Source organism: Streptomyces sp. NPDC020845 (assembly GCF_044334165.1).
In the GTDB taxonomy this organism is placed as follows: domain Bacteria; phylum Actinomycetota; class Actinomycetes; order Streptomycetales; family Streptomycetaceae; genus Streptomyces.
On the sequence record NZ_JBIRSJ010000015.1, the window covers coordinates 252081 to 277974 of the forward strand.

The following is a 25894-nucleotide window of genomic DNA, read 5'->3' on the forward strand; positions in this document are numbered from 1 at the left end:
GGCCGTCTTCTCGGCCACCGCCGACCGTACCAGCTCGGCGGGTCGGCGAATTCCGGAACACATTTCCGAATTCCGAGGCCATGACTTTCTTGATCAACGGGGACTACACCCGCCCATACACGAGGTGACCGATATGACCCAGCCCCTCGAGGACCCGCCCGCCACGGAATACGAAGAGCAAGAGGAACCCGCCCCCGGCGAGGAACACCGCACGCCGGACGAATACCAGGAATACGGCGCCGGACCCCCGCCCACCGAACACGAGGAGCCACCGCCTCCGCCACCCACCCCGGCCGCCGCGGCGGCCGCGGCGCCCACCGAGGCCGAGGTCCCCGGGGCGGGACCCGCGCAGGTCGCGCACGGGGGACGCGACCTGCGCGGGGACACCGCCCTGCTGCCGCTCTCGCTGCGCGACCGGTTCCGGCTGCGGGCCGTGCTGCGCCGCCCCGAGCATCCGTACCAGGCGGCCGTCTACCGCGTCGAGGACGACCGCGGCACCCACATCCTCAAGTGGTACCACCGCGGACACGGCCCGGACCGCACGGTGTGGGAGCTGCTGCACGACCGCCCGCGCCGCCACCTCACCCAATTCACCGAGACCGACGAAGCCGGGGCGGACGGCCATCCGTACGACCTGGTCCCGTCCTACGGCGAGACCGACCTGGCGAGATATCTCAGGGACAACCCGGGCCCCGTCGACCCCGGGCTCATCCAGCGCGTCGTAGGGCAGCTGCACGAAGCCCTCACCACCCTGCACGAGCTGAACATCGTGCACCGGGACCTCAGCCCGGCCAACGTCGTGCTCGGCAGCCTCGACCCGGACGCCCCGAACGCCCCGGACCTCACCCTCGTCGACTTCGCCGTCTCCGCCTACGAGCCCGCCGAGCGCTACACCCGCAACGAGCGCTGGGTCGGCACCGCGCTCTACATGTCCCCGCAGGCGTCGCTGCGCAACCAGCTCATCCACCCGCCCGCCGACTGGTGGTCGCTCGGGATGATCGTGGCCGAGATGGCCGGCGGCCGGCACCCCGTCCCGTTCACCGACAACGACTTCGTACGGGAGGAGATCAGCTCCCGCGCCCCGGACCTGGCGCTGGTCACCGACGCCCGGCTGCGGCTGCTCTGCATGGGGCTGCTCACCCGCGACCCCGAACACCGCTGGGGCACCGACGAGGTGGCGCAGTGGCTGGTCGGCGGCAGGCCACCGATCGCCCCCTGGGAGGAGGGCACCGCCCCCGGCGCATCGGACCCGGCCGAGGACCCGGGCATCGAGCCGTATCCGTTCCTCGGCGAGCAGTACACCCGGCCGAAGCAGCTGGCCAAGGCGTTCAGCGACAACTGGCGGCAGACCCAGCACACCCTGGCCCGGCGGCGCAGCCGAGGGGAGTTCACCGGCTGGCTGCGCCAGTTCGAGAACAGGCCGGGCTTCGACGCCGACGAACTGGCCGCGCTGCTCGCCCTCCTGGAAACCGAGCCCAGACCCGCCACGCTGGTCCGGCTGATCTCCTGGCTCGGCCCCACCCTCGACGCCTCCTACCGCGGGTGGCCGCTCGACCCCGAAGGGTTGGGCGGGTTGCTGCGGACGGCCGGGCGCGGCGACGAGTTCGCCCTCTCCCTCGTCAAGGACCTACAGGACCACACCATCCTGCCGCTGCTGGAGCAACGGCCCGGCGGTGAAGGGCTCGCCAAGGTGCACGAGCGCTGGCTGACGGCCCGGTCCCGCTGGGAGCACACCGTCGAGCAGGTGATCACGGAGTCGCCCCTGCTGCGCGCCGCGCGCGCCGAGGTGCGCACCGCCACCCGGCTCGACCGCACCCGGCTCACCGCGCTTCTGTCGCAGGCCGCGGCCCCCGAGGCGCAGGGGCGGCAGCTCCGGGACCGGACCGCCCGCGCCCAGGCCGCGCTGGACCAGCCGGTGGCCTGGTACGACCGGCTGCTGCGCGACCCGGACGACCTGGTGCGACTGCAACTGGCCGAGTGGCTGGCCGGATACGCCGCGCAGGAGTCGGCCGAGGCGCAGGGCCGGATCGACGAACAGCGCGCCGCCCTGCGCACCGAGCGCGACCTGGACGTGGCCACGCTGTGGGTGCGCAGACAGGACATGCTGCCCACGCTCGGCTGGGCCCTCGGCGGGGCCATGGTCCTGGTCTGCCCCTGGATTCTCGTGATCGGCCTGAGCGACCTCGCGGGCTGGTCCGCGCAGAGCACCGTGCTGACGGCCTGGATGCTGGCCCTGCCGGCGGCAGCCGCCGTCCCGGCGCTGGAGCTGTGGGCGGCGTACCGCATCGGGAGCCCCTTCTACCACCCGAACCGCTCCCTGGCCGGGCTGCTGATCCGCCGCGCGCTGCCCGCCGCCCGCTTCATACGCGCCCCCGGCGCCCGCTTCCCGGTCCGCGGCCTGCTGATCCTGCTGCCGCTCGGCCTGATGTGGCTCACCGTGGCCTACGCCGCCTGGGTGTGGCCGCTGGCCACCGTGGCCGCCCTCACCTGGTGGACCTGGCACCGGCTGCGCGGCTGGCGGCGCTACGTCGCGGAGCTGCGCGGCCGGGACGACCGGGCCCACCCCGGCCGCCGGGGGACGGCGGCCACCATGCCACGGACGGGACACCAGCTATGAGTTCAGGAGCAGCCCTCGCCAGCGTCGACGACGTGATCCCGACGTTCTTGTCCGAGCCACCTCCGGTCACGAGTGCCTTTCCGGACACCGTCCAGAACCCGGTGCCGGACACCGGGGTGTCGCAGCACATCACAGGCCACATCGACACAGGTATCGGCGACCACGTGGGCAGCGCGATCCATCACGCCGCCGGGCACGCGGTGGACTCGGCCATGGACCAGCTGCACGACATGGTGGTGCCCGCCCTGATCGGCCTGAGCGCGCTCGGCGGCGCCCTGCTCGTCGGCCGCGCCGCCATGGCCGGTGCGCAGCTGCTCTCGGAGGCCGTCATCCGGGCCGCCGCGCACCAGGCGGAGCTGGAGCAGCGGCAGCTGGACGCCTGCCAGGCGGCGGCGTGCTGGAAGGACGCCGCCTTCGCCGCGGCCCGGGCCAACGCCCGTATCGGCTCACTGCGCGCCCGGTTCCGGCGCGCCAACATGGCCACCGGCCCCGACGGACCGCCCGGCCTACCCGACCTGCCGCCACCACTGGACCTGAACGGCGTGAGCCTGGAGCAGATGTGGCGCCGGCTGGCCGACACCGACCGCCGACTGCGCTGCGCCGAGGCCGCGTACGCACGGGCGACGATGGAGGCCACCGCCGGCCCGGTGTCCGTAGTCCATCCCGATACCGACGACGGCTGGCACGCCAAGCTGCGCGCCCGGCGTCAGCGGGCGCTGGAGGAGTACGAGCAGGCCGCCACCAGGGCCGAGACGCAGACCGTCGACGCACAGCCGCGGCCCACCACGGCAACGGGCGCGCTCACCGAGGACGAGGTACTGCGGCGGGGCGCCGAGCTGCTGGCCACGCTCCCGCACCACATATCCGCGGCGGACTACCGGCTCGTGGAGGAGCAGATCGCGAGCGCGGCGGAGGTCGTCACCCGGCGGCCCTCCACCGCCAAGCTCCATCTGCGGCAGGCCGCCCACTTCGCCAAACAGAAGACACACGAGGCCGAGCAGCGGCGGGAGCACGAGGAGTGGGCGGCCCAGCAGCTGGGCTTCCTCCGGGACATCCCACCCGGCGTCCCCGGCCCGCTGCCGGACGCCACGGCGGAAATCGCGATCCTGGAGGGAATCCTGGACAAGGGCGGCGCGCTGCTGGATGCCGAGCGCCAACGGGTCGAGGCCCGCGTGACGGAGCGGGTCAGGGAACGGGTCGACGCGTACGAGCGCGCGTACGCCGCGGAGGTGATCCGCGCGGCGGTCGAGCACGCGGAGCCCGAGACGGTCACGCACTCCACATCCGGAACGGTTCAGGTGATCGACTGGACCCCGCCGGACTGGGACGGCGAACACTGGCTCCGCGTCAGCGTGGACGTACACGGCTCCGCCCGGGTCGCCACCATGCACCGCGAACGCGACCCGGCCGAGGAGACCGACGCCGACCGCGACCTCGACCGGAAGCGCTGCGCCGAGGCATCCCAGCACCTGGAGGCGTTGCAGCGGCTGACCAAACGGTCAGGGCTCAGCCTGAAGTTCGACCTCGGGCAGCCGCCCGAGCAGCCCGCCCCGCGCGACAACACCCGGTCGGCCCGTGACGACCGGCCCGCGCTCAAAGCCCGCCACCACGACGACCGGGGACAGCGCCGATGACCATGACCGAGACAGGAACGCCACCCGCGTCCCCGGCGGCCAACCGCCGGGAGCGCGTCCTCCCGGCCTTCGCCGAGGAACTGGCCGGCACCCTCAGCGTCCACTCCCAGTACGTGCTGCACGGCAGCATCCGGGACATCCATCTCGTCCGGCACGACAAGAACCCCGACGAGGGCGGCGCGGAGCGGCAGTACGACGCCCACCACACCCTCACCGAGGTCCTGTGGAACGCCCTGTGGCAGGAGGGCTACGAGGCGCTGATCCGCTTCGACATCGCGGACGGCTTCACCGTCGTGACCGGCCCCGCGACCAAGGAGGTGCGCGAACTGCTGCACGGCCGGGACGCCCCCAGGGCCGCCCGCGCCCAGCGCGCCGACACCCCCGTACACCTGGCCGAGGCCGAACGCACCCTGCGCTCGATCGTCACCGGCTGGAAGCAGCAGGGGCAGCGGGCGCAGAAGACGCCTGAGGTCCGTCCGCGACCCGAGACGCCCCAGCGGCAACACCCGTACCGCGTGGTGCTCCTGATCGACTACGCCGCCCGTATCCCCACCGATGTCACCCGCCTCAGCGACCCGGAGCGGGACTTCTTCCTCAACTGTCTCAAACTCGCCGAGGACGCCCGGCCGATCCCGGACCCGGACAGCGGACGGCGGCTGTTCAACCCCGTGATCTGGCTCGCCGACGGCGAACGCGACCTGCCCACCTGGCTGGTGGCCGGCAGCGAGCGGGTCCGTACGATCGGCATCCCGCTGCCCGACCTGGGCAGCAGGCGGCGCATGGCCCAGCTGCTCGCGGAGGAGCACATCGCCAGGTCCGGCGGCAGCGAGGACACGGACGGGCAGGTGCGGCTCGACAAGGAACAACTCGACGGGGAGCAACTCAACGGGGAACAACTCAACGGGGCACGGCCGCCGGACGAACACGACGTCGACACCTTCGCCCGGGCCACCGCCGGGCTGACGCTGCGCGCGATGCGGGAGAGCGCCCGTATGGCCCTCGACCGCGGACTGTCGTTCGCCGAGATGCGCGACGCGGTGCGGATCTACCAGCTCGGCGTCAAGGACAACCCCTGGCAGGCGGACTACGTCCGCGAGCAGATCAGGAAGGGCGAGGCGTACATCCGGTCGCGGGTGAAGGGCCAGGAAAAGGCGGTCGGCAAGACGCTGGACATCCTCAAACGCGCCGCCCTCGGCCTCTCCGGCGCCCAGGCCTCCCACCCCGGCAGCCGCCCGCGCGGCGTGCTCTTCTTCGCGGGCCCGACCGGCACCGGAAAGACGGAGCTGGCCAAGTCGGTGGCCACGGTGCTGTTCGGCACCGAGGACGCCTGTCTGCGCTTCGACATGAGCGAGTTCTCCGCCCCGCACTCGGTGGACCGGCTGCTCGGCGCGCCACCGGGATACGTGGGCTACGAGGCGGGCGGCGAGCTGACCACGGCGGTCCGCAACGACCCTTTCCGCGTCGTGCTGTTCGACGAGATCGACAAGGCCGACAAGGGCGTGCTCGACAAGTTCCTCCAGGTTTTGGAGGACGGCCGGCTCACGGATGGGCAGGGAGTCACCACGTACTTCAGCGAATGCGTGCTGATCTTCACCTCCAACCTCGGGGTCAGGAAGCGGACGGGTGAGGGCCGGCGCGAGGGGCGGGTGGCCGAGCCGGGTATGCCGTACCACCAGCTGGAGGAGATCATTCTGACCAACGTCAAGGAACACTTCGTCGAGGAGATCGGCCGCCCGGAGCTGATGAACCGGCTCGGCGGCAATGTGGTGGTCTTCGACTACATCGACGCGAAGGTGGCCGCCGAGATCTTCAACTCGCAGGTCGGCAACATCCAGCGGGTGCTCCGGGAGGAGCAGGGCGTGCATCTGCGCCTGTCCGACGATGCGCATCAGGCGCTCTCCGCCTACTGCACGGCCGACGTCGACAACGGCGGCCGGGGCATCGGCATGCTGCTGGAGACCCATCTGATCAACCCGCTGGCCCGCGCGCTCTTCGACCAGGAGGAGCTGGCGGGCACGGTGGTCACCGTCACCGGCGTACGACCGGCCGGGGACGGGACGGTGTCGCTGGACCTGCGGGTGGTACGGGGTGGTGGCCGGTGAGCAGGGACTGGATGCCCATTCCCGATGCTGAGGACGACGAGGAAGAACAGGAACATGAACCGGGACCGGGACCGGGACCGGGACAGGGACCGGGACAGGGACCGGGACCGGGACAGGGACAGGGACAGGGACCGGGACAGGGATCGGGACCGGGACAGGAATCCGACCCGAGCTCCGGGGTGGAGACATCCAGACCCTGCTGGAACTGCCGTAGGCAGGTCGCCCCTCGGGACCCCCGCTGCACCGCCTGCGGCCGTACGCGCACCCATGTGCTGCTGATCTGCTCCGATCCCTGCCTGGAGCTCAGACACGGCCCCGGCGCACCGCTCACCCTGGGCCGTCACCCGGACTGGGCGCCGGACACCGCCGCCGTCTTCGCCGACCGGCCGAAGGTCTCCCGCCGCCATGTGTCGATCACGGTGGAGCCGGACGGGCGCGCCTGGGCCGAGGAGCCGCCCGAGGGCAGCCACAACGGCACCTTCATCAACGGAGCCAAGCTCATGCCGGGCGTCCGCACCCCCCTGCGCGACGACGACCAGCTCCGGCTCGGCCTGCGGATCAGCATCACCGTACGGCTGTACGGGCCGGGCCCAAGCCCCGACTGACCCCGGCCGTGCCGCCCCGCGCGCTCACATCCGCATGCCGGGCGGCACGATGACCGCCCGCAGCGGAGACAGGAGTTCGTTGGCCACGCTCGCCCCCTCGAAGGTCCCCAGGTTGTGGGCGTAGTCCGGCACCGCCTTCAGCGGCTCCGCGCCGCAGCGGTCGCCGAACAGCACCAGCGCTCGGCGGTCCCGGTGCCGCCGCGACTCCCATATCAGCCCCTGGGCCTGTGGCGCCTGGCGCCGGATCTCCCGCGCCCAGGCGCGGGTCTGCGCATAGCCCGGCCCGTCGGTCTCCAGCAGCCATGAGTTCTGGAACACCCCGGCCAGGTCCTCCTCCTTGACCAGCCGTACCAGCGTGAGGTCTTCGGTCACCCGCAGCTTGGAGAGCGAACGGATCGCGGCCTTCGCCCACGGCACCTGACGCATCCCGGCCGGCCAGGTGAACTCCATGTCGCGCAGCAGCACCTCGGCCAGGGTGGTGGCCGGTTCCAGGGCCGCGTACAGATACGGATACGGGTCCTCGGCCGTGCCGTCGAAGCGGCTGCCGCCGAAGTGGGAGTGCGCGGTGACCGGGTTGAACTCGGTGCAGCAGTACGCGGTTTCATGGCACCGCCACAGCTCGGTGCCCGCCTCCAGAGCGAACAGGGTCGGGCTCATCCGCGCGTCCTCGTAGGGAGCCTGCTCTACCATCGCCCATCCCCCACCAACGCGGCGGCGGCCTCGGTGAGCAGCGCGTCCGGCACCCGTCCGACCAGGGCGGCGGGCGTGTCACGCAGCCAGGAGTTGCCGGCGAGCCACCAGTCCGCCGCGCCCCAGGGGTCCTGGTCGGACAGCAGCAGCCTGTTGATCCGCTGCACCACCGGATGGGGCTCGCCGGTATCCGGGTCGAACTGGAAGTCCGGGTAGCGGTCCCCCAGCTCGGGGTCGGTCAGCCGGATGAGCCCTGCCCTGGCCGGGTCCTGGGCGGCGGCGCCCGTGAGCTCTTCCGGCCCGCGCGCGGGAGCGGTCAGCAGCCGCCGTCTGACCCCCCGGGCGATCTCCGCGCTCGCGGGGTCCAGCGTCGGCCAGTCCACCGACTCCAGCAGCCTTATCAGCTCGTCCAGTTGATCCGCGTCCGGCAGCACCGCCGCGGGGGCGGCACCCGCCGAGCGGAACTGGTCCAGCCGCCTGCGCAGTTCGTTCTCGCGCGGCAGGGGCAGCAGACACAGCCGCACCTCGCGCAGCGCGAGGCGCATCGCCCGCCCGTCGTCCCCGACCTCCCCGAGCCGTCGCACGCTGTCCTGGAAGCGGGCGAACTGCGTGGCGGTGAGCGAGGCGCGGATCTCCGGCAGATGCCGGCGCAGCAGTTCCATCAGATCGTTGGTGGTCATGCCCGTCCTCCCGCCACGGCGGCCTGGGCCGCGGGGTTGCCCTGGTGGATGAACCCGGCCCAGGACACGACCCGGGCCAGGCCCCTCACATTGCCCTCGGTCTCCGCCAGCAACTCATCCGTCAGCCCGGGCACGGGACGGCGGTCGATGTTGAGCATCCACAGCTGCGCGGCACGCAACGCATCCGGCGGGGCCAGCCCCATCACGGTCAGATGGTGGTGGAAGACCACCATCAACGCGGCGGACGCGCTGTCCGACACCTTCCACCGCGAACCCACGACATCCGTGGCCCCACGCGCCAGCAACGCCGTCGTCGGGGTCAGCGCCTCGTCGTGATCACGGCTGCTGAGGTCCGTCTCACAGGCGCTGAGCACGATCAACGGCCCGGCGTCGGCCCGGTCCTCACCCGAAACGGCCGGTACGTCGAGGATGCGGGTGACCGTCAGCCGACCGGAGCCCTGAGCCCCCTCGGCAAGATGCAGCGCCGAGTCGGTGGGCCGCAGGCCGGCCAGGCCATGCACCACAAGATGCAGCAGCGAGGCGGGCGATGGACTGCCGGGGAGGTGGGAGAGCACATCCTCGGGCGTGCCCGCCCCTTCGGGCACACTCTCGTGCCACCCGTACAACAGAGCGTCCGGATAGTACGCGGCCCGCAGAGCCGCCACCTCGTCCTGCGCCCACATCAAATCCCCACTGGGATCGTCCACCAACACCACATGCTCACCGACCGCCACGCGACCACGCCGCGCCGCCCGAAGAAACTCTCCACCCGACGCGGCATACGACACGACCACGCCCTCGCAGACATACCTGTACGCCGATGGCGCGGGGAGCCGCGCCGCGTGCCAGGGAACCGCACCGAGATTGCCGCACGGCACGAGCACGAGCCGGACGGGGGCCTGCTCATCCGGCCCCTCCGCCGTACGGACCCCCAGTGCGCCCAACAACGGACCGAGCACGGCCTCGCCCGCCCAGTCGCACAGCCCCTCCAGCGCGGCTTCCCACTGCCGATGAGCCTCGTCGTACGCGTCCAAGTCGCCCTCGGGCACGGCCGAACGCCGCGCACCCGCATCCAGATAGCGCTCCAACGGCTCCCGCCCGGGCGCGCCGAGGTCCGGCAGCTCCAGCGCCGTCGGTTGGCCCGTACTCGGTACGAGCACGGCCACACCGTCGGCCGTGTCCTGCCCGGGCACCAGGTAGACGAGGGCGTCGGACCCGGCGGCCCGCAGGCCCTCCCGCAGCTCCGCGACCCCAGGGGCGCCGAGCAGTCCGCGCAGCCCCTCCGCCCCGCCGCCGTCAGGCCGCCGCAGTGCGTCCAGGGCGCGGCGGCGCAGGGTGCTGGGGATGGTGAGGCCGGGGGCGGGCTCGGTGGCCGGCATGATGCGGGCGAGCGCGGTCCGGACGTCTTCCGGAGTGCCGGTGCCGGCACCCCCAGACGCTGGTGCTGCCTGGGGCGGGAGGTCTTGTACGGCGCTTCGCCACCGCTCGGCCAGCTCCGCCTCGCCCCGGGCGGCCAACTGCTCGGGAACCCCCGCCGCCGCGGCCGCCGCGCGCAGCACCAGCCCCCGTCCGTTCTCCAGCGCCTCCACCGCCTCGGCGACCCGCCCGTCCACAGCTGCCCACTGAGCGGCGAGCAGGCCGCGGCTGGCCCCCGTCCGGGCCACTTCGAGGCCGTGTTCGGCGCCGAGTTGCAGCAGGACGTCCTCGGCGAGCATCCGCAGCGACTCCTGTGCGGTGGTGACGGCGGCGGCGCGGTCGTCACGCTCCTGGTCGCCGCGCAGGTGGTACGCCTCGGCCAGGTCCCACAGCACCTTCTGGCCGACCTCCGGGCTGGTGCGGTCGGTGAGGTCGCGGCGGGCCTGTTCCAGCTCGCCGATGGCCTCATCCAGGACGGAGCCATCACCGGTCGACCTGTGGACGGCCAGCAGGGCGTAGACGAGGGCCTGCCGGATACGGACGTGCCAGTCGGCCGTCGACGCCGGGCCCTCCAGGGCCCGCCGGGCCCTGGCCACGGCTTCCCGGACCCGCACGGGGTCGGGTTCGACCAGGGAGAACAGGGTCAGTGCGGGGGCCCAGGCCGCGTCCATCATGGGCCGGGCGAAGGCCGGGACCTTCGGGTCCCGCGTCGCCTCCTCGAGATAGGCGACGGCGGTGCGCAGGGCGGTGACCCCGCCGTCCAGCATGGCCAGGCTCAGCTGGACCTGGCCGAGCAGGAAGAGCACCAGAAACCGCCATTCGCCGCGGTCGTCGGTCTCCTCCAGCAGGTCGAGCAGTTCGCCGAGCAGGTCCTCGAGCTTTTCGCTGTCCCGCTCGTCCAGGGCCTGGTTCGTACGCATATGAACATGCATGCACTGGTTGCAGATCCGCAGCCCCGCCGCGCCTGGCCCGGTGGCGTGTGCCGAGTCGAACACCGAGGAGGCGGGGTCGAAGAGCTGGTCGAGTTGGGCGCGCGCCTGGTCGCGGTCCTTGAGGTTGCCGCCCAGTGTGGTGGCCGCGGCCAGCAGACCGGGCGAGATGAGGTCGGCCATCCAGCCCACCCGACCGGATCCCCCGTCGCCCACCGCCCCGTTGATCAGCTCCGCCGCCTGGGCCAGTTGGTCGGCGTCGCCCGTGCGTACGCCGTGGGCCATGCTGCTCAACGCGGCCCGCATCGCGGTCTCCGCCTCTTCGCCGTCCGGGCCCTGGCTCACCGCATCGACCAGGCTGCCCAGGTCTTCCGACCGGATGGTGCCGGGAACTTGGAGCTCCATCACAAGAGCCAATTGGGCGAACGTGAGAGCAGCCTCTTCTTCGGTGAAGTCCGTCGGCGGCTCGGTCCCACCGTCCTCGCCCGCTCCGTCCGCGGCGAATTCGGCAGCCATGTCGCCCAGCGTCCGCAGCAGCTCGGAGTGGCCGCCCGGCAGCCGCTGCGACATCTGGTGGGCCATGTCGGCCACTTGCTCGAGGTCCCCGGAGTGCGCGACGGCTTGGGACCGCTCAAGGGTCTCGGCGATCCACGACATGGGCTCGCTGACCTTCTCGGGGAGCGCCGACGACAGTTCGGTCAGCAGTCCGACCAGCTCCGCGAGGTCGCCGGTGAGTTCCGGGTCACCCGCCGATATCCGGCGGCCCAGCTTCAAGGACTCCATGAACTGGGACAGCGTGCCGTCCCACCCGGTCACCATGGCGGGCGTCAGCATCAGCTGCGTCTGGTCGAGGGTGGCGAAGGTCTGGTCCCGTGGGCCGAGCGTCCCGGTGGCGCGGGCCGTGCGCAGCAGCCGCAGCCCCCGGGCCCGGTCCTCGTCCGTGGGGGCGCGCTGGTAGCGATCGGCGTACAGGCCGCCGAGCCGGGCCCGTACGGTGCACAGCAGCGGGTCGGTGTCCGGGACGGCGGCGGCCAGCTCCGCTTCGAGTGCGTCCAGTTCGGACCGTACGCGGTCGACTCGGGCGGGGTCGGGTGGTGCGGAGTCCGATGGTGCATCGGGGAGGCGGTTCGACGCGGTGCAGGCCAGGGCCTCGGTCGCGGCCCGTTCTGCCCTGTCGCGTAGCGCCGCGACGTCCTTCTCGTGCATGAGCCCGTCCCCCTTCGCCTCGCGAGGCTTCGCCCATCATCGGCCCACAGGCTCGGACGCAGGAGGGGATTGATCGGCTCTGCCGGAAACCGACCGGAAGACGTCCGCGAATCACCCGGAGTGCTTCTCGCGCAGGACGTACAGGCCCGCGGCCGACGCGAGCACCACGACGCCCGTGCCGACGCTGACGAGGAGCTGCGTGACCCCGCTGAGCGTGATGCTGGTGAAGACGTTGGCGACGAGGGCGATGGTCAGGAGGGCCCAGAGCAGAGACTTCATGGTGAGTTCCTTCGGTGAGGGATTCCGGTGAGCGGTTCCGGTGAGCTCGTGTGATCCACAATGCCGCCCAGCGCATGGGGTGTTCGAGGGAGCGCCCACCCGAAGTCATGGTGTAGCGCGCTACACCAACGGCCGGGGAGCCCGATCGCCCGCGTCCCTGCGACCGTTCACCTAGCCTGAGGCCATGCGCGAGACGGTGCACCAGGCGGGGCGGGCCACGGCCCTCTTGATGAAGGGGGCCGGGCTGGCCCTGGTGTCGTATCTCTACATCGCGCTGCTGCTGTTCACCGCCGTCACGACGGTCCTGGTGGTCGGCGCGGCCGTGTTGCCGGAGACGGTGCTGCTGCTGCGCAGGATGGCCGGGTTCAAGCGGCGGGAGGTGGGGGCCTGGTCGGGGAAGCCGGTCCCCGAGGCGTATGTGCCGCTCACCGGCGAGCTGTCCGAGCGGGTGCGCGCGGCGACCCGGGACCCGAGCACCTACCAGGATCTGCGCTGGCTCTTCGCGCACTTCGGCTACGGCCTCATCCTCGCCTACGTCTCGCTGATCGTCTGGTCCGTGGGGGTGTTCGTCGACGGGGTGTGGTGCGGGCTGCTCAAGCGCCCCGCCGTGGTACTGCCGCTGCTCTCGCGCCTCGCCGACGTCGACGCATCCTGGTCGACCGCGCTGCTGACCCCCTCCCCCGAGGCCCGGCGCAGCGCCGACCTCGCCGAGCGTGTCGAGGAGCTGACCGTCACCCGTGCGGGCGCCGTCGCCGCGCACGGCGCCGAGCTGCGGCGCATCGAGCGCGATCTGCACGACGGCGCCCAGGCGCGGCTGGTGGCCCTGTCGATGCGGGTCGGACTGGCCAAGCGGGCGTACGACAAGGACCCCGACACGGCGCGCCGGCTCCTCGACGACGCGCAGAACCAGGCCGAGGAGGCGCTGGCCGAGCTGCGCCACGTCGTCCGCGGCATCCACCCCCCGATCCTCACCGACCGTGGCCTCGTCGGCGCCGTGCGTGCGCTCGCGGCCAGCAGCGGGCTCGATGTGGCCGTGGACGCGGACGGGGTCGAGGGCGAGGACCTGCCGCGCGCCCCCGCCGCGGTCGAGGCCGCCGCGTACTTCGTGATCGCGGAGGCGCTGACCAACGCCGCGAAGCACAGCGGATCCCAGCGCGCCCGGGTGGAGCTGATCCGTACGGCCGGGCGGCTGCGGATCGTGGTGCGCGACGAGGGCCAGGGCGGTGCCGAAACCCCGGCCGCGGCCCCCGGCGGAGGAATGGGCGGCAGCGGATTGCTCGGGATGCGGCGCCGGGTGGCGGCACTTGACGGGACCATGGAGGTGAACAGCCCCGTCGGAGGGCCGACCGTGATCGAAGTGGAGCTGCCGTGCGCGTGGTGATCGCCGAGGACAACGCCCTGCTGAGGGAGGGGATGGTCCTGCTGCTGAGCTCCGCGGGCCACGAGGTGGTCGCGGTCGCCGGCAGCGGCCCCGAGGTGCTGCCCGCCCTCCTCGAACACCGCCCGGACGTCGCCGTCCTCGATGTGCGCATGCCCCCCGGCTTCCGCGACGAGGGCCTGCGCGCGGCGCTCGCGGCGCGCAAGGAGATCCCCGATCTGCCGGTGCTGGTGCTGTCCCAGTACGTCGAGGAGACGTACGCCGCGGAGCTGCTGGGCGGGGGCGCGAGCGGGGTCGGCTATCTGCTGAAGGACCGGGTGGGCCGGGTCGACGAGTTCCTGGACGCCCTGGAACGGGTCGCGGCGGGCGGCACGGCGCTGGACCCGGAGGTGGTCACGGAGCTGATGACCCGGCGCCGTAACGATCCCCTGGACTCCCTGACGCCGCGCGAACGCGAGGTGCTGCATCTGATGGCGGAGGGCCGCGACAACGCCACCATCGCGAAGACGCTGGTCGTGTCCGACCGCGCGGTCAGCAAGCACATCGGCAACGTCTTCGCGAAGCTGAGCCTGCCGCCGAGCGACAGCGGGCACCGCCGGGTGCTGGCGGTGCTCGCGTATCTGAACAAGGGGTGACGGAGAAGCCACCCCTCCCTCAGCCCTCCGCCGGGCCCGCCCCCGGGTAGCGGCCCCGTAGCGCGGCGCGGGCCGGGGGCAGGGTGCCCACGGCTGTGGTGACCGCGACCACGGCGACGATCACCAGCGCCTGGACCGGCGGCAGATAGGGCACCGTACGGGCCATCGCCACGCTGAACGCGAGCAGCGGCACCGACGCCACCACCGCGCCCACGGCCAGGCCCGTGACCGCCGTGGCCCCCGCCTCGAGCCGCAGCATGCGCCGCAGTTGGCGGCGGCCGGCGCCGGCGAGGCGCAGGAGGCGGAGTTCGGGGCGGCGGCCGATCGTGATGAGCGAGAGGGTGCTGAGGACGGCGATCACCGTGTAGGCCCCGATCGCGGAGACCGCGGCGACCGTGACCACCTCGACCAGCTCCTGGTCCTCCGGCTCGACCTGGATCGGCGCGGGGTCGGGCGCCACGCGCGCCCCGGGGACCGCCGCGGCCAGGGCCTTTGCGAGCGCCGTGCGGTCGGTGTCGGGTGCGGCCGTGACCAGGACCTGGCCCGCGCCGGGCATCGAGGTGTGGGCCAGCAGTTCATCGCGCGAGAGGAGGAAGTCGCCCAGCGCGAGGGAGCGTTCGTACACCGCCACGACCCGCAGCTTCGCCTCCACGCCGTCCCCGAAGCGGAGCGTCACCGTGGAGCCGGGGTGCGCGTCGAGGGAGCGTGCCCGGTCGCCGCCGACGGCGACGGTGCCGGGACGCAAAGCGCTCAGGGTGCCGTTCCGCAGCTTGGGGTCGAGGGTGTGCGGCAGGCCCTCCGGGGTGACGCCGAGGACCGGCAGCCGGTCGAGCCGGGGCTCGCCGGTCTCCCGCCGGGCCAGCACCACCGTGCCGCGTACGACATCGGTGGCCGCCCGCACCCCGGGCACGTCCCGGATCCGCTCCACCGCGCCGCTCGGCAGTCCGCCGTCCGCGCGCACCGCGAAGTCGGCGCGCATCGCCTCGCGGGCCTGGCCCTGGCCGGCATGGGTGAGGGTGGCGCCGCCCGAGAGCTGTACGGCGGTGAAGGCGGTGACCAGGATGATCGGGGTGAGGGCCGCGCCCAGGCGGGTGGCAGCGGCCGTGCAGTTGGCGGCGGCGAGGCGGCCGCCGGGCCCGCCGAAGCGGCGCAGCGGAGCGCCGAGGATCCGCATCGCGCCCGTGGCGATCCACGGCCCGAGCAGGGCGCACCCGATGACCATCGTCACCGCGGCCGCCCCCGCCGCCATCGCGGCGGCCTGCCCGGACTGCAGGACCGCCGTCCCCGCCGAGCTCACGCCCAGGGCCAGCAGCACAAGCCCGGCGACCCGGCGCGGTGTGCCGGGAGCCGATTCGCGCAGCGCCTCCGCGGGGCGGAGCTTCGCGGCCCGGGCGCCGGCGATCCACGCCGCGATGCGCGCGATCAGGATCGTGACCCCCGCGGTGACCAGGGGCGCGGGCCACAGCCAGGGCGGGATGGGGAGTTCGAGGCCGGGCGGCAGCGCGCCGCGCGCGCCCAGCAGTCCGCGCAGCCCTGCGTACGCGGGGAGCGCGGCCACGGCGCCCAGCAGCGCCGCGCGGGCCGCGACCCGCCCCACCTCCCGGCCGACCGCGCCGCGCAGCTGCCGCGGCGTCGCGCCGACCGCGCGCAACAGCCCGATTTCGTGGGCGCGTTGCCGCAGCGCCTGTACGACGGTCGACGACACGACGAGCAGCGCGATGAGTACGACGGTGGCGGCCACGGACGCGAGCAGTTCCAGCATGCCCTTGCGGGCCGGCGCGGCGGCCAGGAACTCGGGGCCGCCGCGCCCGTCCCCGGTCAGTACCTGGACCTCGGCCGAGTCGCCGTCCGCGCGCCGCCCCACGCTGCGGAGCTCCGCCGCGTCCAGCGCGTGCCGCACCCGGGAGGACAACTCGCCCGTTCCCACCCCGGATTCGGCGATCACCCCGATGGCGTCCAGGGTGTCCGGGTGCCCGGCCAGGCGCCGCGCCTCGGCCGCCGCGAAGTAGACCGCGGCGTCCGGGCCGTCGGCGACGCCGACGACGGTGTACGCCGCGTCGGCACCGGCCACGCGCAGCGTGACCCGCTCACCGATACGGCCCCCGCCGCCCACCACGACCTCGCCCGCCCGGCGCGGGGCGCGCCCGTCGCGCAGCTCGTACGGCGCGAGCCGGGCCGCGTCCCAGGCGCGACCGGTGACGGCCCGACCCGCACGCCCGACCTGCAACACATCGTCGGCGACGGCCACCCGTACACCGGGCACCTTCCGCACCACACCCAGCGCACCCGCCGGCACCCGCACCCGCTCGGTGAGCCCGGCCCGCGCGGTCTGGGGGTCGCTGCCCCACGGCTTGGCGGTGAAGCGGGTCTCCTGGTCGCCGGTGACGACGAGGTCGGCCGCCGCGTACCGCTCCACCCGTGCGTGCCCGAGCCCGGTCGAGGCGAGGGCGAGCACGAAGGAGCCGAGCAGCAGGGAGGTGAGGGCGAGCGCGGCGAACACGGCGGCCCACGCCTTGCGGTGCGTACGGGCGGCACGGGAGGCCAACAGCTTGGTCACGTTCATGCCCTCTGTCCCTCCTCACGTACGGTCGCCGCGCCCCGCCCCAAGTCCCGCATCACGCGGCGCACTTCATCGGCCCCGGGCCGGTCCAGCCGGCCGACGGCCCGCCCCCGCGCCAGAAACAGGGCCTCGTCCGCCCAGGCGGCCGCGACCGGGTCGTGGGTGACCATCACCACCGTGTGGCCGTCGCGGTCGACGGCCTGCCGCAGCAGTGCGAGCACGCCGTGTGCGGTGGCCGGGTCGAGCGCGCCCGTGGGCTCGTCGGCGAAGACGATGTCGGGCTCGGTGACCAGTGCGCGGGCGATCGCCACCCGCTGGGCCTGCCCGCCGGACAGCTCCGCCGGCCGATCCGCGCCCCGCTCGGCGAGCCCCACCGCCTCCAGCGCCCGCACGGCCCGCCCGTCGGACGGCACGCCGCCGAGCATCAGGGGCAGGGCGACGTTCTCCGCGACGCTCAGCGACGGCACGAGGTTGTGGGCCTGGAAGACGAACCCGATCCGCTCCCGCCGCAGCCGCGTCAGCGCGGCCTCCTTGAGCGAGGCCAGCTCCGTACCCCCGATGCGCACCGTCCCCGCCGTCGGCCGGTCGAGCCCGGCGGCGCACTGGAGCAGGGTCGACTTCCCGGACCCGGACGGCCCCATCACGGCGAGAAACCGCCCCCGGGGCACGGCGAGATCGACGGGGTGCAGCGCGACGGTGCCCCGCCGGTACTCCCTGCTCACCCCGTCCAGCGCGAGCGCGTCGGCCACCGGCCCCGCCCCCACCGCGCTCACCGTCCCCGAACCGCCCCGCTGCCTGCGCATGTGTACGCCCTCCCCAGTGATCGGCCTGGATCGGCCTGCTCGCTTCGTCCGCTCACGAGGCTAGGAACGGGCGGGGAACGGGGGCAGAGAGCACGCTCCCGATCCGGGGGTGTAGCGGGCTACACCCTTCGAGAATGCGCTGGTATCGAAATCCGGGCCCAGGGCGGCAGATACTGGTGGGAACCCGGGCTGGTGCTACGGAAGCCGCTCGGCCTCTGGCAGGACGTCGGCCCGGACTCGCCCACAGGGTCCTCGCCGCCGCGGGTGGCGCGTGGACGCGTGCCGAACTGCTCTCCGCGCCCGACACTCGCGAGGCCCTTCGTCAACTCCGATGCGCCCGGGTCCCCTACGATGCCGCGTTGCTGAGGGCGGTGCGCCCGGCCCTGAACGATCCGGACCGGGGCGTACGGCACGACGCCTTCGACACTCTCGGGAACGACTTCTCCACACCATCATGGGGACCGAACCACCGAGCCCGTCCTGTCAGCGTGCTCCCGGGGCTCCTGACGCCCTCAGCTCCGTATGGCCCGCACGATCAGAGTGCCGATATGGCCGCGCGTCGGAGCGTCCAAGACCGACGCTTCGATATCGGTGAAGCCACTCTTCGCCAGCAAAGTCGACCACCTGCGGGGCGTGTAGCTGTACCGGTACGTATACATGGCCTTGCCCGCAAATCCTCCCTTGTACATACCCTGCGGTCCGTACGCCCCCGGAATGGCCGGAGGCTGTGAGAAGACGAAGACGCCCCCGGCATTCAGCCGCTCGTACACCAGGGGGAGCAGATTCTTCGGGTCGCTGAACCACGCGGCCCCGAAGATCGAGTAAACCGCGTCATACATCTCCGTACAGTCCCGCAAGAAGTCGAGAACTTCCGCGCAGACGAACTGCGCGCCCGTCGGACCCCAACGCTCCGACGTGCTCTTAACCATGACGGGCGACAGGTCAACTCCTGTCGCCTTGACGCCCTGCTTGGCGAGATAGGCGAGCATTCTTCCGGTGCCGCACCCGACCTCAAGCACCGATTCCGGATTGCCCAGAAGTTCAGTACCAGGGCCGTGATTACTGTACTGCGTCCACCTGAACACGGGCTCGGAATCGAAGATATCCTTCTTTGCTGATTCGGCGTACGTGTCCCATAGTTCACGCTCTGAGTCATAATCGTGCTGAGCGGGCAACGGCATTCCCCTACCAGATCGTTGAAGTTGCGAGCCCTCCGTCCCCGGGGAGGTCCGGGGACGGATGCCTCTCTCGAGAGTCAGTGGCTGTCGGGCACTTTGTTATCGCACGGCGAACAGTCCGACCCGTCGATCGCCCAGAGCTCTTCGTCCGCGTCGAATCCGTTCGCGCGGATGAAGTCGGCGGTACGGATCACCAACCCGTCGCGCCTGCGCTCGATCAGCGGCGCGTGGTGCTTGTACTTCCCGCCGTTGTACAGCTCGCAGAAAGCGAGGTACACAGGGGTGTCGAGAATGATCTGATGGACACCGATGTCCACAATCTTCCCGACGCCGATATGAACGTCCGGGTGCTCCATGGCGGTGATCAGGTAGGCGACCGCGTCACCAAGGATGCGTTCCGCCATGTCGCGCACCATCACGTTGTCACGCATGAGTAGCGCGATCTCGCGGTCCCAGATATCGAGGCCCGCAGATCCCGGGCTCTCCAGCACGTTGTAGGTGCATTCCTTGATGTACGGGCGTACCGCGTTCAGCAGCGCGCGTGTATCACGGTACTTCGTACTGCTCGGAGTTTCGAGCATGACAGTCATTGTGATGGTTCCCCTTCCCTTCGCGACCTCAACCAAGATAGCGGGAGGAAACAGGTCGCAGGCCCTTCAGTCACGTTGTTGCATGAACTCGACTGCTGCGGAGTCAAGGAAGGTGGTTGCTTGCTCTCCAGTGAGGGCATGACCCAAGAAGAACGAGAACAGATCAATATGATGGGACACGTCACGCGGGTCCCTCAGAACAATCTCGCCAGAAAATAGCTCGACCGTAACCAGTCGGTCGTCGTAGACGACGAACACGTGGAGCGGGATACCTGGCACCTGAGCAGATTGCGGAATGATCGCTATCTCTACGTTAGGCCTCTCGGAGACATGTGCCATGTGCTTTGCCTGCGCAGCCATAACTTCAGGAGCAGCTATGCGCCACCTCACGGCCTGCTCAGTGAGCAAGAACACGAACGAGCGGGCCGGATCATCCAGGATGGCCTGACGTTCCATACGAGCCTGTACGGCTCGCTGTACATCTCTCGCCGGATCACTGTGTACCGTCTTGGACAGTGTCTGTTCCGCGTACTCACGTACATGCAGGAGCCCTGTGGGGATCGCAGGAAGGAAATGCCGCATCAGGCGGGCAGTGCCCTCCAACGCCCGTAGCTCTGACTGCTTCTGATACAGCCCCACGCGAGCATAGGTGCGCCATGCGGTGTAATCAACGTTCGCTCTGCGAGCGAGCTTCAACAGTTCGTCGGCGGCATCGGGTGGAACGTTGAGAGCCGCCAAGATACATTCAACGTCGATAACACTTGGAAGCAGGCAACCTGTCTCTATTCTACTGATCTTCGTTTGGCTCATATTGCAGCGAACGGCCAAACGTTCACCACTCAGGCCAGACGCCCGGCGGAGGCCCCGAAGAGCCTCCGCCAGATCTTTTCTCTCTTGTACTTGCTTCTCAGGTTCGAGCACGTTTCCACTCAGCGAATGGGACGCCCGCCGCCACTGCGATATCGCGCCATCGGAGGTACTGCCCGATATCCGGGTCCTGTAGTAGCTCCCGGTTGATCTGCGTTCCGTCCGGGCGGTAGTTCAGGTGGACGACAGTGGACTCGTCAAAAAGCCAGAAATCCTGTTTCGGCAGGTCTGGCTCGTCGTTCGTTACGTCGACGATGCGGTAGTCTTCCCCGGCCTCGACGTTCCCGGGAATGCACCACTCGAAGAGGTACCGGCTGTAGTCCGTCAGAGGCAGACGTACGAGCTTGGCCCGCTGGAACGTCCTACCAGCCGCCGCATGCCCCCTGATCGTCTGACCCCAGTCGGCATTGAAGCCGTCCGGCTTTTCTTCTCCGGCAAGGAAACTTCGCAGCGTCTCTGCCTCGAATGGCATCGTGTAGACCTGGTGCACTTCCAACCGGAAGGCAGAGTGTTTGAAGTTTCGGAAATACGACTGCCACTCGTCACCACCGAGTGTCTTGCTAACCGCCACCGAGGGCACGCGCTGCCTCCTTCAGAATCTCCTCGGGGATCATGACCATGCCTTCCCCTTCCGGTGTCTTGTGGTCGACCGTGTACCCCTGGACGGCGACCATGCCCGGTTGGTCGGTGGTGAACACCGTCGGGCAGTCTCCGTTGCCACAGTCGCCGTCTCCCGACGTGTTGCCGCACGGCCCTCCGGCAATCCTGATCAGCTCCAACGCCCCTCATCCCCTTTGCGGCTGTCCCGAGAAAGCTACAAAGGGTATTGCCCACCGCTCAAGCACCCCAGCCATCGAGTCACGTTCTCGCATAAACGCGTGTCCCCAGGATGAGTGCGGCGCCACAAAGGAAGCCAGTAGGGTCGGGATTGACGCGGTGTCCTGACACCCGCGACGGGCTGCTGCCTGGAAGCGTTGCCGCATGAGTCAGGTGGCGGGGAATTCCCTGCGCTTGACGGACGAGACGAACGATGACCAGCCACTCACTGAGAAGACCAACACCGGGCCCTGGGGGTCCTTGCTGTCACGCGTTGCCACCGCCTCACGAAGAAACGCGGTCTCGACGCACTGGCCATTTCCACTGCTGTAAGAGCTCTTGGACCAGTTCGCGCCTATCAGGTCGACCTCATGCATTCTTGCACCTCCCCTCACTGCATCTCGCTGATCAGTGTAGTGATCAGGCTCATCGTGCCATCGGGGCTGAGCGCCTGGGCGCGCAGATTGTCGAACATCACTCCGTACCTGCGCACGTCGATCTCAGCTTCAAGGAAGAGATCTCCGGCCATGCTGTCCAGGTAGACGATCTCCGGGTCTTCCGCATCCGCAAAGCCCATCAGCACAAAGGAGCCAGGCATGCCCGCGTGCGCCCCGGCACTGAACGGAATGACCTGAAGTGTCACATGAGGTTCCACAGCCACCCGCTCCAAGTGCTTCAACTGCTCGCGCATGACCATCGGGCCGCCCACCATCCGGCGCAGTGCAGCCTCATCCGTGATCGCCCAAAGACGCAGTGGATCGCTCTTGGCGAGTACGGCCTTTCGCTCGACCCGCGCTTGCACTCGTTGCTCTACCGCCTCGGAGCCAGCCATGGGCAAGGTCCCTCTGATCACAGCACGTGCGTAGTCCTCGGTCTGCAACAAGCCAGGAATGAACAGCGACTCGTAGTTGCGAACTTCCCACGCTTCGGTCTCGAAGCTGATGTATGCAGTGTATTCCTCGGGAAGTTCGCTGTGATACGGCCGCAACCACCCTTGTTCGTTCGCACGTTGCGACAGAGCCAGGACCTCGCCGCGTTGCGGGTCTTGTAGTTGGTACAGGTCCAGCAGAGCGATCAGCGTCCGCCGTTGAGGCCGGACACGCGCGGTCTCGACGCGGTACAGCGTGGCTTCGTTGATGCCCGTCCGTGCCGTCACGTCTTCCCTGGTCAACTCCGACTCGTTCCGCAGCCGCCGTAGTTCAGCCGCAAGACGACGGAGGCGAACTGTGGGGATCTGTCGCTTCGGAGGCACCGCGGCCCACCTTTCATCTGCACACGAGGTGGGCCGATTCTGGCCGCTTGCCGGCTGCCCAGCAAGCCGAGACAGCACATGCAAGGTATGCATTCACACTCCTTGCGCATGCATGGTCGTCGGGTGCACTCTAGTCATTAGCGTTGCTCACTGTGGCGAGCCGACTACGGACGCGCCTCATTGGCAGCGCGTCGAACGTGCGCGCAAAAGACTGGGTCCCATAGCGGGGAGCGGGCGGCCCAGTAGTGCGCACCAACACAAGAGGCCCCCGCGACGCGACTTGGCGGGAGCGTCCGGGGGCCGACGGCCATCAACCCCATGGAGGTTGACGACAATGCGCAAACATAGCGCGAGGATCTTCGAGAAGCGGTTGCAGTTGTTACTTCCTGGCCATGGCCGCCATCGCGCGGCCGACGACCGCCCAGCCGTGCGGCCCCAGGACGAGACGACGACGCGTACGGCGCCCGTGCGCCACGCGCCCGCAATGGCGGCGTCAGCGGAGTGCGTGAACGCCCCCGACGTCCCGTTCCACGCGCACTCCTGGCAACCAGACGGCCACGGGGTCGGCTTGACCCGGCCCTACGTCGTCGTCGCGTACGAACGGCAGCGGAAACAGCGGGAGCAACGCGTGGAACGTCGGCTGAGGCGGCGGCGTCGGCAGGCGCTGTGGCTCGCGGTGCACGGGGTGGATGTGGGACCCCGCTGGATTCACGGCGTCCGGGTGGTGGCGTAGATGACCACTCCGACGACGCCACCGCCGCAGCAGAGGCAGAGCGACGGGCAGCAGGGCCAGGGCGGGCAGCAGCAGGGCAGCGACGACCGGCCCAGTTTGAGGAGCTGCGACAGCAATCGGCGGAGCTGAGCGAGGCCATCCTCAAGCATCTGGGAAGGTGGTCGAATTGAGCCCAGCTGAGGGGACCAAGAGGGCGGACACCGCCGCCTCCTTCGCGGGCACCCCGTACGAAGTTTCCCCCGAAGGATGGTGGACGCGGTACGGCGGGGCGCTGGACGTGCGTTCCGGCGTCGTGTTCATCCCGCCCGGGGCCGCCGCGCCACCCTGCCCGTTCCCGTGCGCCCGATGCCGTGAGAGGGGCAAGCAGTGAAGAGCGCGGACTGGACCAGGATCTTGCCCCGTCTCGCGATCGGCATGGTGGTCTACGACCGGCGTTACGAGATGCCCGGGACCATCACCGACTTCGACGGACCGATGGTCTGCCTCACCCGCCCCACCGGCCTCGAATGGCGGACGCACTGTGCCACCGTGCGCCCCGCAACCGACTACGAGCGGCGGCAGCTGCAGGCCATCGCCCGACTTCACACCCAGCGCCAACGCGGCACAGCGCCCGCATAGACACTGCCCCCGCCAGGTGACCTGCCTTTCCGTTCCCCCACGGATACCCCTGGCAGGGGCGCGGGCGCCAAGCCCCTGCGCGACCCGAGTTTGCGGTGAGTATGAGTCAGCGACATGCCGACGCCACGGCGTGTCCGTGTCTTATATCCACCACAAAGTCACTGGGGCAGGCCCCTCGCACTACACCGGATCGGATCACGCATGACAGACGGACCCTGGTACGCCGAGTGGACGTTCATCAGCGCATCCGGCATCACCACAGGAACAGCCGACAATGCTCGGTACTTCGATATCCGCACAGCCATATTCAAGGCGGCCGAGGCGTCTCTACGTAATCTGTCGGACGAAGAGACAGCCGCAAGAGGTGAGCCATGGAAACTCCTCGTCGGATCCCTGTACTCCGACGCGATGCTGTCGGCTGACGAAGTTGGCACATGGCAGAGTGAGTCCGGACGGCTGGGCGAACGTAACGGTCCGTTTCTCACCGTAGCCGCCACTGCCCGGCCCCGCCGGGCTCCAGCCCGCGCGCCACCCGTGCCGGGCGGATGGGCTACTGTCACGGAGGCACATCCATTTCTCTGTCTCATGCGTCTCTTGAGCAAGCGGCACTTTCATATAGCCGCCCCGCAGGGGCATTTGGAGTATCAGTCTTGAAAACCGGCATCAAGGGCATTCGTCGCGTATCCGCCGTGGCCGTCATCGCCGCGGGAGCTGTTCTGTCCGCCGGGGCGCTCGCCCCCGTGCAGGCTGCCACGGTCGCGACCCCCACGATCACCGCCAAGGGCGGGTTCGTGATGAACAACGGCACGGGGAAGTCCCTCTACACCAAGGCAGCGGACACCCGCCTCTCCACCGGCTCCACCACCAAGATCATGACGGCCCGGGTGGTACTCGCCCAGCCGAATCTCAACCTGGACGCGAAGGTCACGGTCCAGAAGGCGTACAGCGACTACATCGTCGACAACAACTGGGCCTCCTCGGCCAAGCTCATCGTCGGCGACAAGGTCACCGTCCGCCAGCTGCTGTACGGGCTGATGCTGCCGTCCGGCTGTGACGCGGCGTACGCGCTGGCCGACAAGTTCGGCACCGGGTCGACCCGGGCGGCGCGGGTGAAGTCGTTCATCGGCAAGATGAACTCGACCGCCAAGAGCCTGGGCCTCACGAACACGCACTTCGACTCGTTCGACGGCATAGGGCATGGCGCGAACTACTCGACGCCGCGCGATCTGACCAAGCTGGCCAGCAGCGCGATGAAGTACTCCACGTTCCGTACGGTCGTGAAGACGAAGTCGACGAAGCAGAAGGTCACCACCAAGAGCGGTGGCTACCGCTACATGGACTGGACGAACACCAACCCGCTGCTGGGCACCTACTCGGGCGCCATCGGCGTCAAGACCGGCTCGGGCCCGGAGGCCAAGTACTGCCTGGTCTTCGCCGCCACCCGGAACAGCAAGACGGTGATCGGCACGGTCCTCGCCTCCTCCTCGGTGGACAACCGCACGGCGGACGCGAAGAAGCTGCTGAACTACGGCTTCGCCAAGTAACTCCCGAACACCGCTGGGGCCCGCCCGCGACCGGAGGACACCGGTCGTGGGCGGGCCCTTGTCATCCCGCGGCTACCCCTCGTCGATCACCAGGCCCTTCGCCTTGAGCACGGCCTCGAGGCCGCTGACCTCGATGACGCTCTTCCCGGCGCGGTAGGAAGCGATGTACGCCGCTTCGGCGTCGACCCGCTCCTGGGACGTGCGGACGACGTCCGCCACGTCCTCGCGGCGTACGACCACGACCCCGTCGGCGTCCGCGCGCACCACGTCCCCGGGGCGGACGAGCTCGCCGCCGATCAGTACGGGTTCGGCCATCGGGCCGATGGTTTCCTTGACAGTGCCCTTGATGGAGACACTGCGGGAGAACACGGGGAAGCCGAGCGCGCGCAGTTCCCGAGTGTCGCGGACGCCGGTGTCGGTGATCAGGCCGCCCAGGCCCTTGGCCACGCAGGCGTTGGCCAGGACGTCGCCGAAGGAGCCGGCCTCGGTGTAGTCGCCGGCGGACACCACGATGACATCGCCGGGGCGGGCGTGGGCGATGGCGACCTGGAGCATGATGTTGTCGCGGGGGGCGCAGCGGACGGTGAAGGCCGGGCCGCACAGCGACATCTCGGGGCCGACCGGCTTGATCGCCGAGGCGAGGGCGCCGAGGCGGCCCTGTGCCTCGTGGATCGTGGCGGCCGAGTAGGCGGCGAGCCGGTCGACCAGCGCCGGGTCGGGCCGGTCGAATGCGGTGTTGACGCGGATCATGGGGCTCCGTTC

The 25894-nt window shown here is 70.4% G+C and carries 23 protein-coding genes; 9 read left to right on the top strand and 14 right to left on the bottom strand.

Features of this window, described 5'->3' with window-relative positions:
- Positions 1–133: 133 nt before the first annotated feature.
- The 4 genes from ACH4U7_RS36740 to ACH4U7_RS36755 all read left to right on the top strand — a co-directional run bounded on the left by ACH4U7_RS36740 (position 134) and on the right by ACH4U7_RS36755 (position 6958).
- Positions 134–2617, top strand: a complete 2484-nt coding sequence (locus ACH4U7_RS36740; RefSeq protein WP_398532103.1) for a protein kinase — start codon at positions 134–136, stop codon at positions 2615–2617.
- Positions 2614–4251, top strand: coding sequence for a hypothetical protein (locus tag ACH4U7_RS36745; RefSeq protein ID WP_398532104.1), 1638 nt, complete (start codon positions 2614–2616; stop codon positions 4249–4251). Before ACH4U7_RS36740 ends, ACH4U7_RS36745 begins: the two co-directional genes overlap by 4 nt.
- Complete coding sequence (locus ACH4U7_RS36750; RefSeq protein ID WP_398532105.1) at positions 4248–6353, top strand: AAA family ATPase; 2106 nt, start codon at positions 4248–4250, stop codon at positions 6351–6353. The genes ACH4U7_RS36745 and ACH4U7_RS36750 overlap by 4 nt, the downstream gene beginning before the upstream one ends.
- 269 nt (positions 6354–6622) lie before the next feature.
- Positions 6623–6958 (top strand): FHA domain-containing protein, encoded by a 336-nt coding sequence (locus ACH4U7_RS36755; protein ID WP_398532106.1) that lies wholly within the window; start codon positions 6623–6625, stop codon positions 6956–6958.
- Between the two features lie 24 nt (positions 6959–6982).
- On the opposite strand, the gene ACH4U7_RS36760 is transcribed toward ACH4U7_RS36755, so the two are convergent.
- From ACH4U7_RS36760 to ACH4U7_RS36775, 4 genes are all read right to left on the bottom strand, one after another.
- Complete coding sequence (locus ACH4U7_RS36760; RefSeq protein ID WP_398532107.1) at positions 6983–7615, bottom strand: RES family NAD+ phosphorylase; 633 nt, start codon at positions 7613–7615, stop codon at positions 6983–6985.
- 26 nt (positions 7616–7641) lie between these two features.
- Positions 7642–8328, bottom strand: a complete 687-nt coding sequence (locus tag ACH4U7_RS36765) for a hypothetical protein (protein ID WP_014177770.1) — start codon at positions 8326–8328, stop codon at positions 7642–7644.
- On the bottom strand, positions 8325–11879 hold the full coding sequence (locus ACH4U7_RS36770) for a CHAT domain-containing protein (protein WP_398532108.1): 3555 nt from the start codon (positions 11877–11879) through the stop codon (positions 8325–8327). The genes ACH4U7_RS36765 and ACH4U7_RS36770 overlap by 4 nt, the downstream gene beginning before the upstream one ends.
- 111 nt (positions 11880–11990) lie before the next feature.
- The gene (locus tag ACH4U7_RS36775) at positions 11991–12158 is read right to left on the bottom strand and encodes a hypothetical protein (protein WP_398532109.1); all 168 of its coding nucleotides are present in this window, start codon (positions 12156–12158) and stop codon (positions 11991–11993) included.
- A 184-nt stretch (positions 12159–12342) separates the two neighbouring features.
- Between ACH4U7_RS36775 and ACH4U7_RS36780 the strand changes: the two genes are divergently transcribed.
- Together ACH4U7_RS36780 and ACH4U7_RS36785 are read left to right on the top strand one after the other, a co-directional pair.
- Positions 12343–13539 carry a sensor histidine kinase gene (locus ACH4U7_RS36780; RefSeq protein WP_398532110.1) on the top strand — a complete coding sequence of 399 codons (1197 nt, stop codon included), beginning with the start codon at positions 12343–12345 and terminating at the stop codon, positions 13537–13539.
- Positions 13527–14171 carry a response regulator gene (locus ACH4U7_RS36785; protein WP_398532111.1) on the top strand — a complete coding sequence of 215 codons (645 nt, stop codon included), beginning with the start codon at positions 13527–13529 and terminating at the stop codon, positions 14169–14171. Before ACH4U7_RS36780 ends, ACH4U7_RS36785 begins: the two co-directional genes overlap by 13 nt.
- A gap of 19 nt (positions 14172–14190) precedes the next feature.
- Here ACH4U7_RS36785 and ACH4U7_RS36790 read toward each other — a convergent pair whose 3' ends face one another.
- The 9 genes from ACH4U7_RS36790 to ACH4U7_RS36830 all read right to left on the bottom strand — a co-directional run bounded on the left by ACH4U7_RS36790 (position 14191) and on the right by ACH4U7_RS36830 (position 22237).
- On the bottom strand, positions 14191–16734 hold the full coding sequence (locus tag ACH4U7_RS36790) for an FtsX-like permease family protein (RefSeq protein WP_398532112.1): 2544 nt from the start codon (positions 16732–16734) through the stop codon (positions 14191–14193).
- Positions 16731–17534, bottom strand: a complete 804-nt coding sequence (locus ACH4U7_RS36795) for an ABC transporter ATP-binding protein (RefSeq protein ID WP_398532113.1) — start codon at positions 17532–17534, stop codon at positions 16731–16733. The genes ACH4U7_RS36790 and ACH4U7_RS36795 overlap by 4 nt, the downstream gene beginning before the upstream one ends.
- A gap of 512 nt (positions 17535–18046) precedes the next feature.
- Positions 18047–18709 (bottom strand): class I SAM-dependent methyltransferase, encoded by a 663-nt coding sequence (locus ACH4U7_RS36800; protein WP_398532114.1) that lies wholly within the window; start codon positions 18707–18709, stop codon positions 18047–18049.
- An 80-nt stretch (positions 18710–18789) separates the two neighbouring features.
- Entirely contained in the window at positions 18790–19302 is a 513-nt protein-coding gene (locus ACH4U7_RS36805) for a hypothetical protein (RefSeq protein ID WP_398532115.1), read from the bottom strand.
- A 66-nt stretch (positions 19303–19368) separates the two neighbouring features.
- Positions 19369–20223 (bottom strand): helix-turn-helix domain-containing protein, encoded by an 855-nt coding sequence (locus ACH4U7_RS36810; protein WP_398532116.1) that lies wholly within the window; start codon positions 20221–20223, stop codon positions 19369–19371.
- Positions 20210–20749 (bottom strand): DUF6879 family protein, encoded by a 540-nt coding sequence (locus tag ACH4U7_RS36815; RefSeq protein WP_398532117.1) that lies wholly within the window; start codon positions 20747–20749, stop codon positions 20210–20212. The genes ACH4U7_RS36810 and ACH4U7_RS36815 overlap by 14 nt, the downstream gene beginning before the upstream one ends.
- Positions 20730–20867: a hypothetical protein gene (locus ACH4U7_RS36820; RefSeq protein ID WP_398532118.1), complete on the bottom strand. Its 138-nt coding sequence runs from the start codon at positions 20865–20867 to the stop codon at positions 20730–20732. The genes ACH4U7_RS36815 and ACH4U7_RS36820 overlap by 20 nt, the downstream gene beginning before the upstream one ends.
- Before the next feature lie 288 nt (positions 20868–21155).
- Positions 21156–21362, bottom strand: a complete 207-nt coding sequence (locus ACH4U7_RS36825; protein ID WP_398532119.1) for a DUF397 domain-containing protein — start codon at positions 21360–21362, stop codon at positions 21156–21158.
- Positions 21363–21376: 14 nt separating this feature from the next.
- Positions 21377–22237 carry a helix-turn-helix domain-containing protein gene (locus tag ACH4U7_RS36830; protein ID WP_398532120.1) on the bottom strand — a complete coding sequence of 287 codons (861 nt, stop codon included), beginning with the start codon at positions 22235–22237 and terminating at the stop codon, positions 21377–21379.
- A 334-nt stretch (positions 22238–22571) separates the two neighbouring features.
- On the opposite strand from ACH4U7_RS36830, the gene ACH4U7_RS36835 reads away from it, so the two are divergent.
- The 3 genes from ACH4U7_RS36835 to ACH4U7_RS36845 all read left to right on the top strand — a co-directional run bounded on the left by ACH4U7_RS36835 (position 22572) and on the right by ACH4U7_RS36845 (position 25132).
- A complete protein-coding gene (locus ACH4U7_RS36835; RefSeq protein ID WP_398532121.1) occupies positions 22572–22970 on the top strand; it encodes a hypothetical protein in 399 nt (132 codons plus the stop codon).
- 366 nt (positions 22971–23336) lie between these two features.
- Positions 23337–23588, top strand: a complete 252-nt coding sequence (locus tag ACH4U7_RS36840) for a hypothetical protein (protein ID WP_398532122.1) — start codon at positions 23337–23339, stop codon at positions 23586–23588.
- Positions 23589–24238: 650 nt separating this feature from the next.
- A complete protein-coding gene (locus ACH4U7_RS36845) occupies positions 24239–25132 on the top strand; it encodes a D-alanyl-D-alanine carboxypeptidase (protein ID WP_358638868.1) in 894 nt (297 codons plus the stop codon).
- A gap of 72 nt (positions 25133–25204) precedes the next feature.
- Here the strand turns inward: ACH4U7_RS36845 and ACH4U7_RS36850 are convergent, their stop codons facing one another.
- Positions 25205–25882, bottom strand: coding sequence for a 4-carboxy-4-hydroxy-2-oxoadipate aldolase/oxaloacetate decarboxylase (locus ACH4U7_RS36850; protein WP_398532123.1), 678 nt, complete (start codon positions 25880–25882; stop codon positions 25205–25207).
- Positions 25883–25894: the final 12 nt, after the last annotated feature.

Coding starts and splice junctions, on each gene's coding strand:
- ACH4U7_RS36745 (WP_398532104.1), top strand. CDS start 2,614: ATGAGTTCAGGAGCAGCCCTCGCCAGCGTCGACGACGTGATCCCGACG.
- ACH4U7_RS36760 (WP_398532107.1), bottom strand. CDS start 7,615: ATGAGCCCGACCCTGTTCGCTCTGGAGGCGGGCACCGAGCTGTGGCGG.
- ACH4U7_RS36780 (WP_398532110.1), top strand. CDS start 12,343: ATGCGCGAGACGGTGCACCAGGCGGGGCGGGCCACGGCCCTCTTGATG.
- ACH4U7_RS36825 (WP_398532119.1), bottom strand. CDS start 21,362: ATGCATGAGGTCGACCTGATAGGCGCGAACTGGTCCAAGAGCTCTTAC.
- ACH4U7_RS36835 (WP_398532121.1), top strand. CDS start 22,572: ATGCGCAAACATAGCGCGAGGATCTTCGAGAAGCGGTTGCAGTTGTTA.
- ACH4U7_RS36765 (WP_014177770.1), bottom strand. CDS start 8,328: ATGACCACCAACGATCTGATGGAACTGCTGCGCCGGCATCTGCCGGAG.
- ACH4U7_RS36775 (WP_398532109.1), bottom strand. CDS start 12,158: ATGAAGTCTCTGCTCTGGGCCCTCCTGACCATCGCCCTCGTCGCCAAC.
- ACH4U7_RS36850 (WP_398532123.1), bottom strand. CDS start 25,882: ATGATCCGCGTCAACACCGCATTCGACCGGCCCGACCCGGCGCTGGTC.
- ACH4U7_RS36805 (WP_398532115.1), bottom strand. CDS start 19,302: ATGACTGTCATGCTCGAAACTCCGAGCAGTACGAAGTACCGTGATACA.
- ACH4U7_RS36795 (WP_398532113.1), bottom strand. CDS start 17,534: ATGCGCAGGCAGCGGGGCGGTTCGGGGACGGTGAGCGCGGTGGGGGCG.
- ACH4U7_RS36750 (WP_398532105.1), top strand. CDS start 4,248: ATGACCATGACCGAGACAGGAACGCCACCCGCGTCCCCGGCGGCCAAC.
- ACH4U7_RS36790 (WP_398532112.1), bottom strand. CDS start 16,734: ATGAACGTGACCAAGCTGTTGGCCTCCCGTGCCGCCCGTACGCACCGC.
- ACH4U7_RS36740 (WP_398532103.1), top strand. CDS start 134: ATGACCCAGCCCCTCGAGGACCCGCCCGCCACGGAATACGAAGAGCAA.
- ACH4U7_RS36770 (WP_398532108.1), bottom strand. CDS start 11,879: ATGCACGAGAAGGACGTCGCGGCGCTACGCGACAGGGCAGAACGGGCC.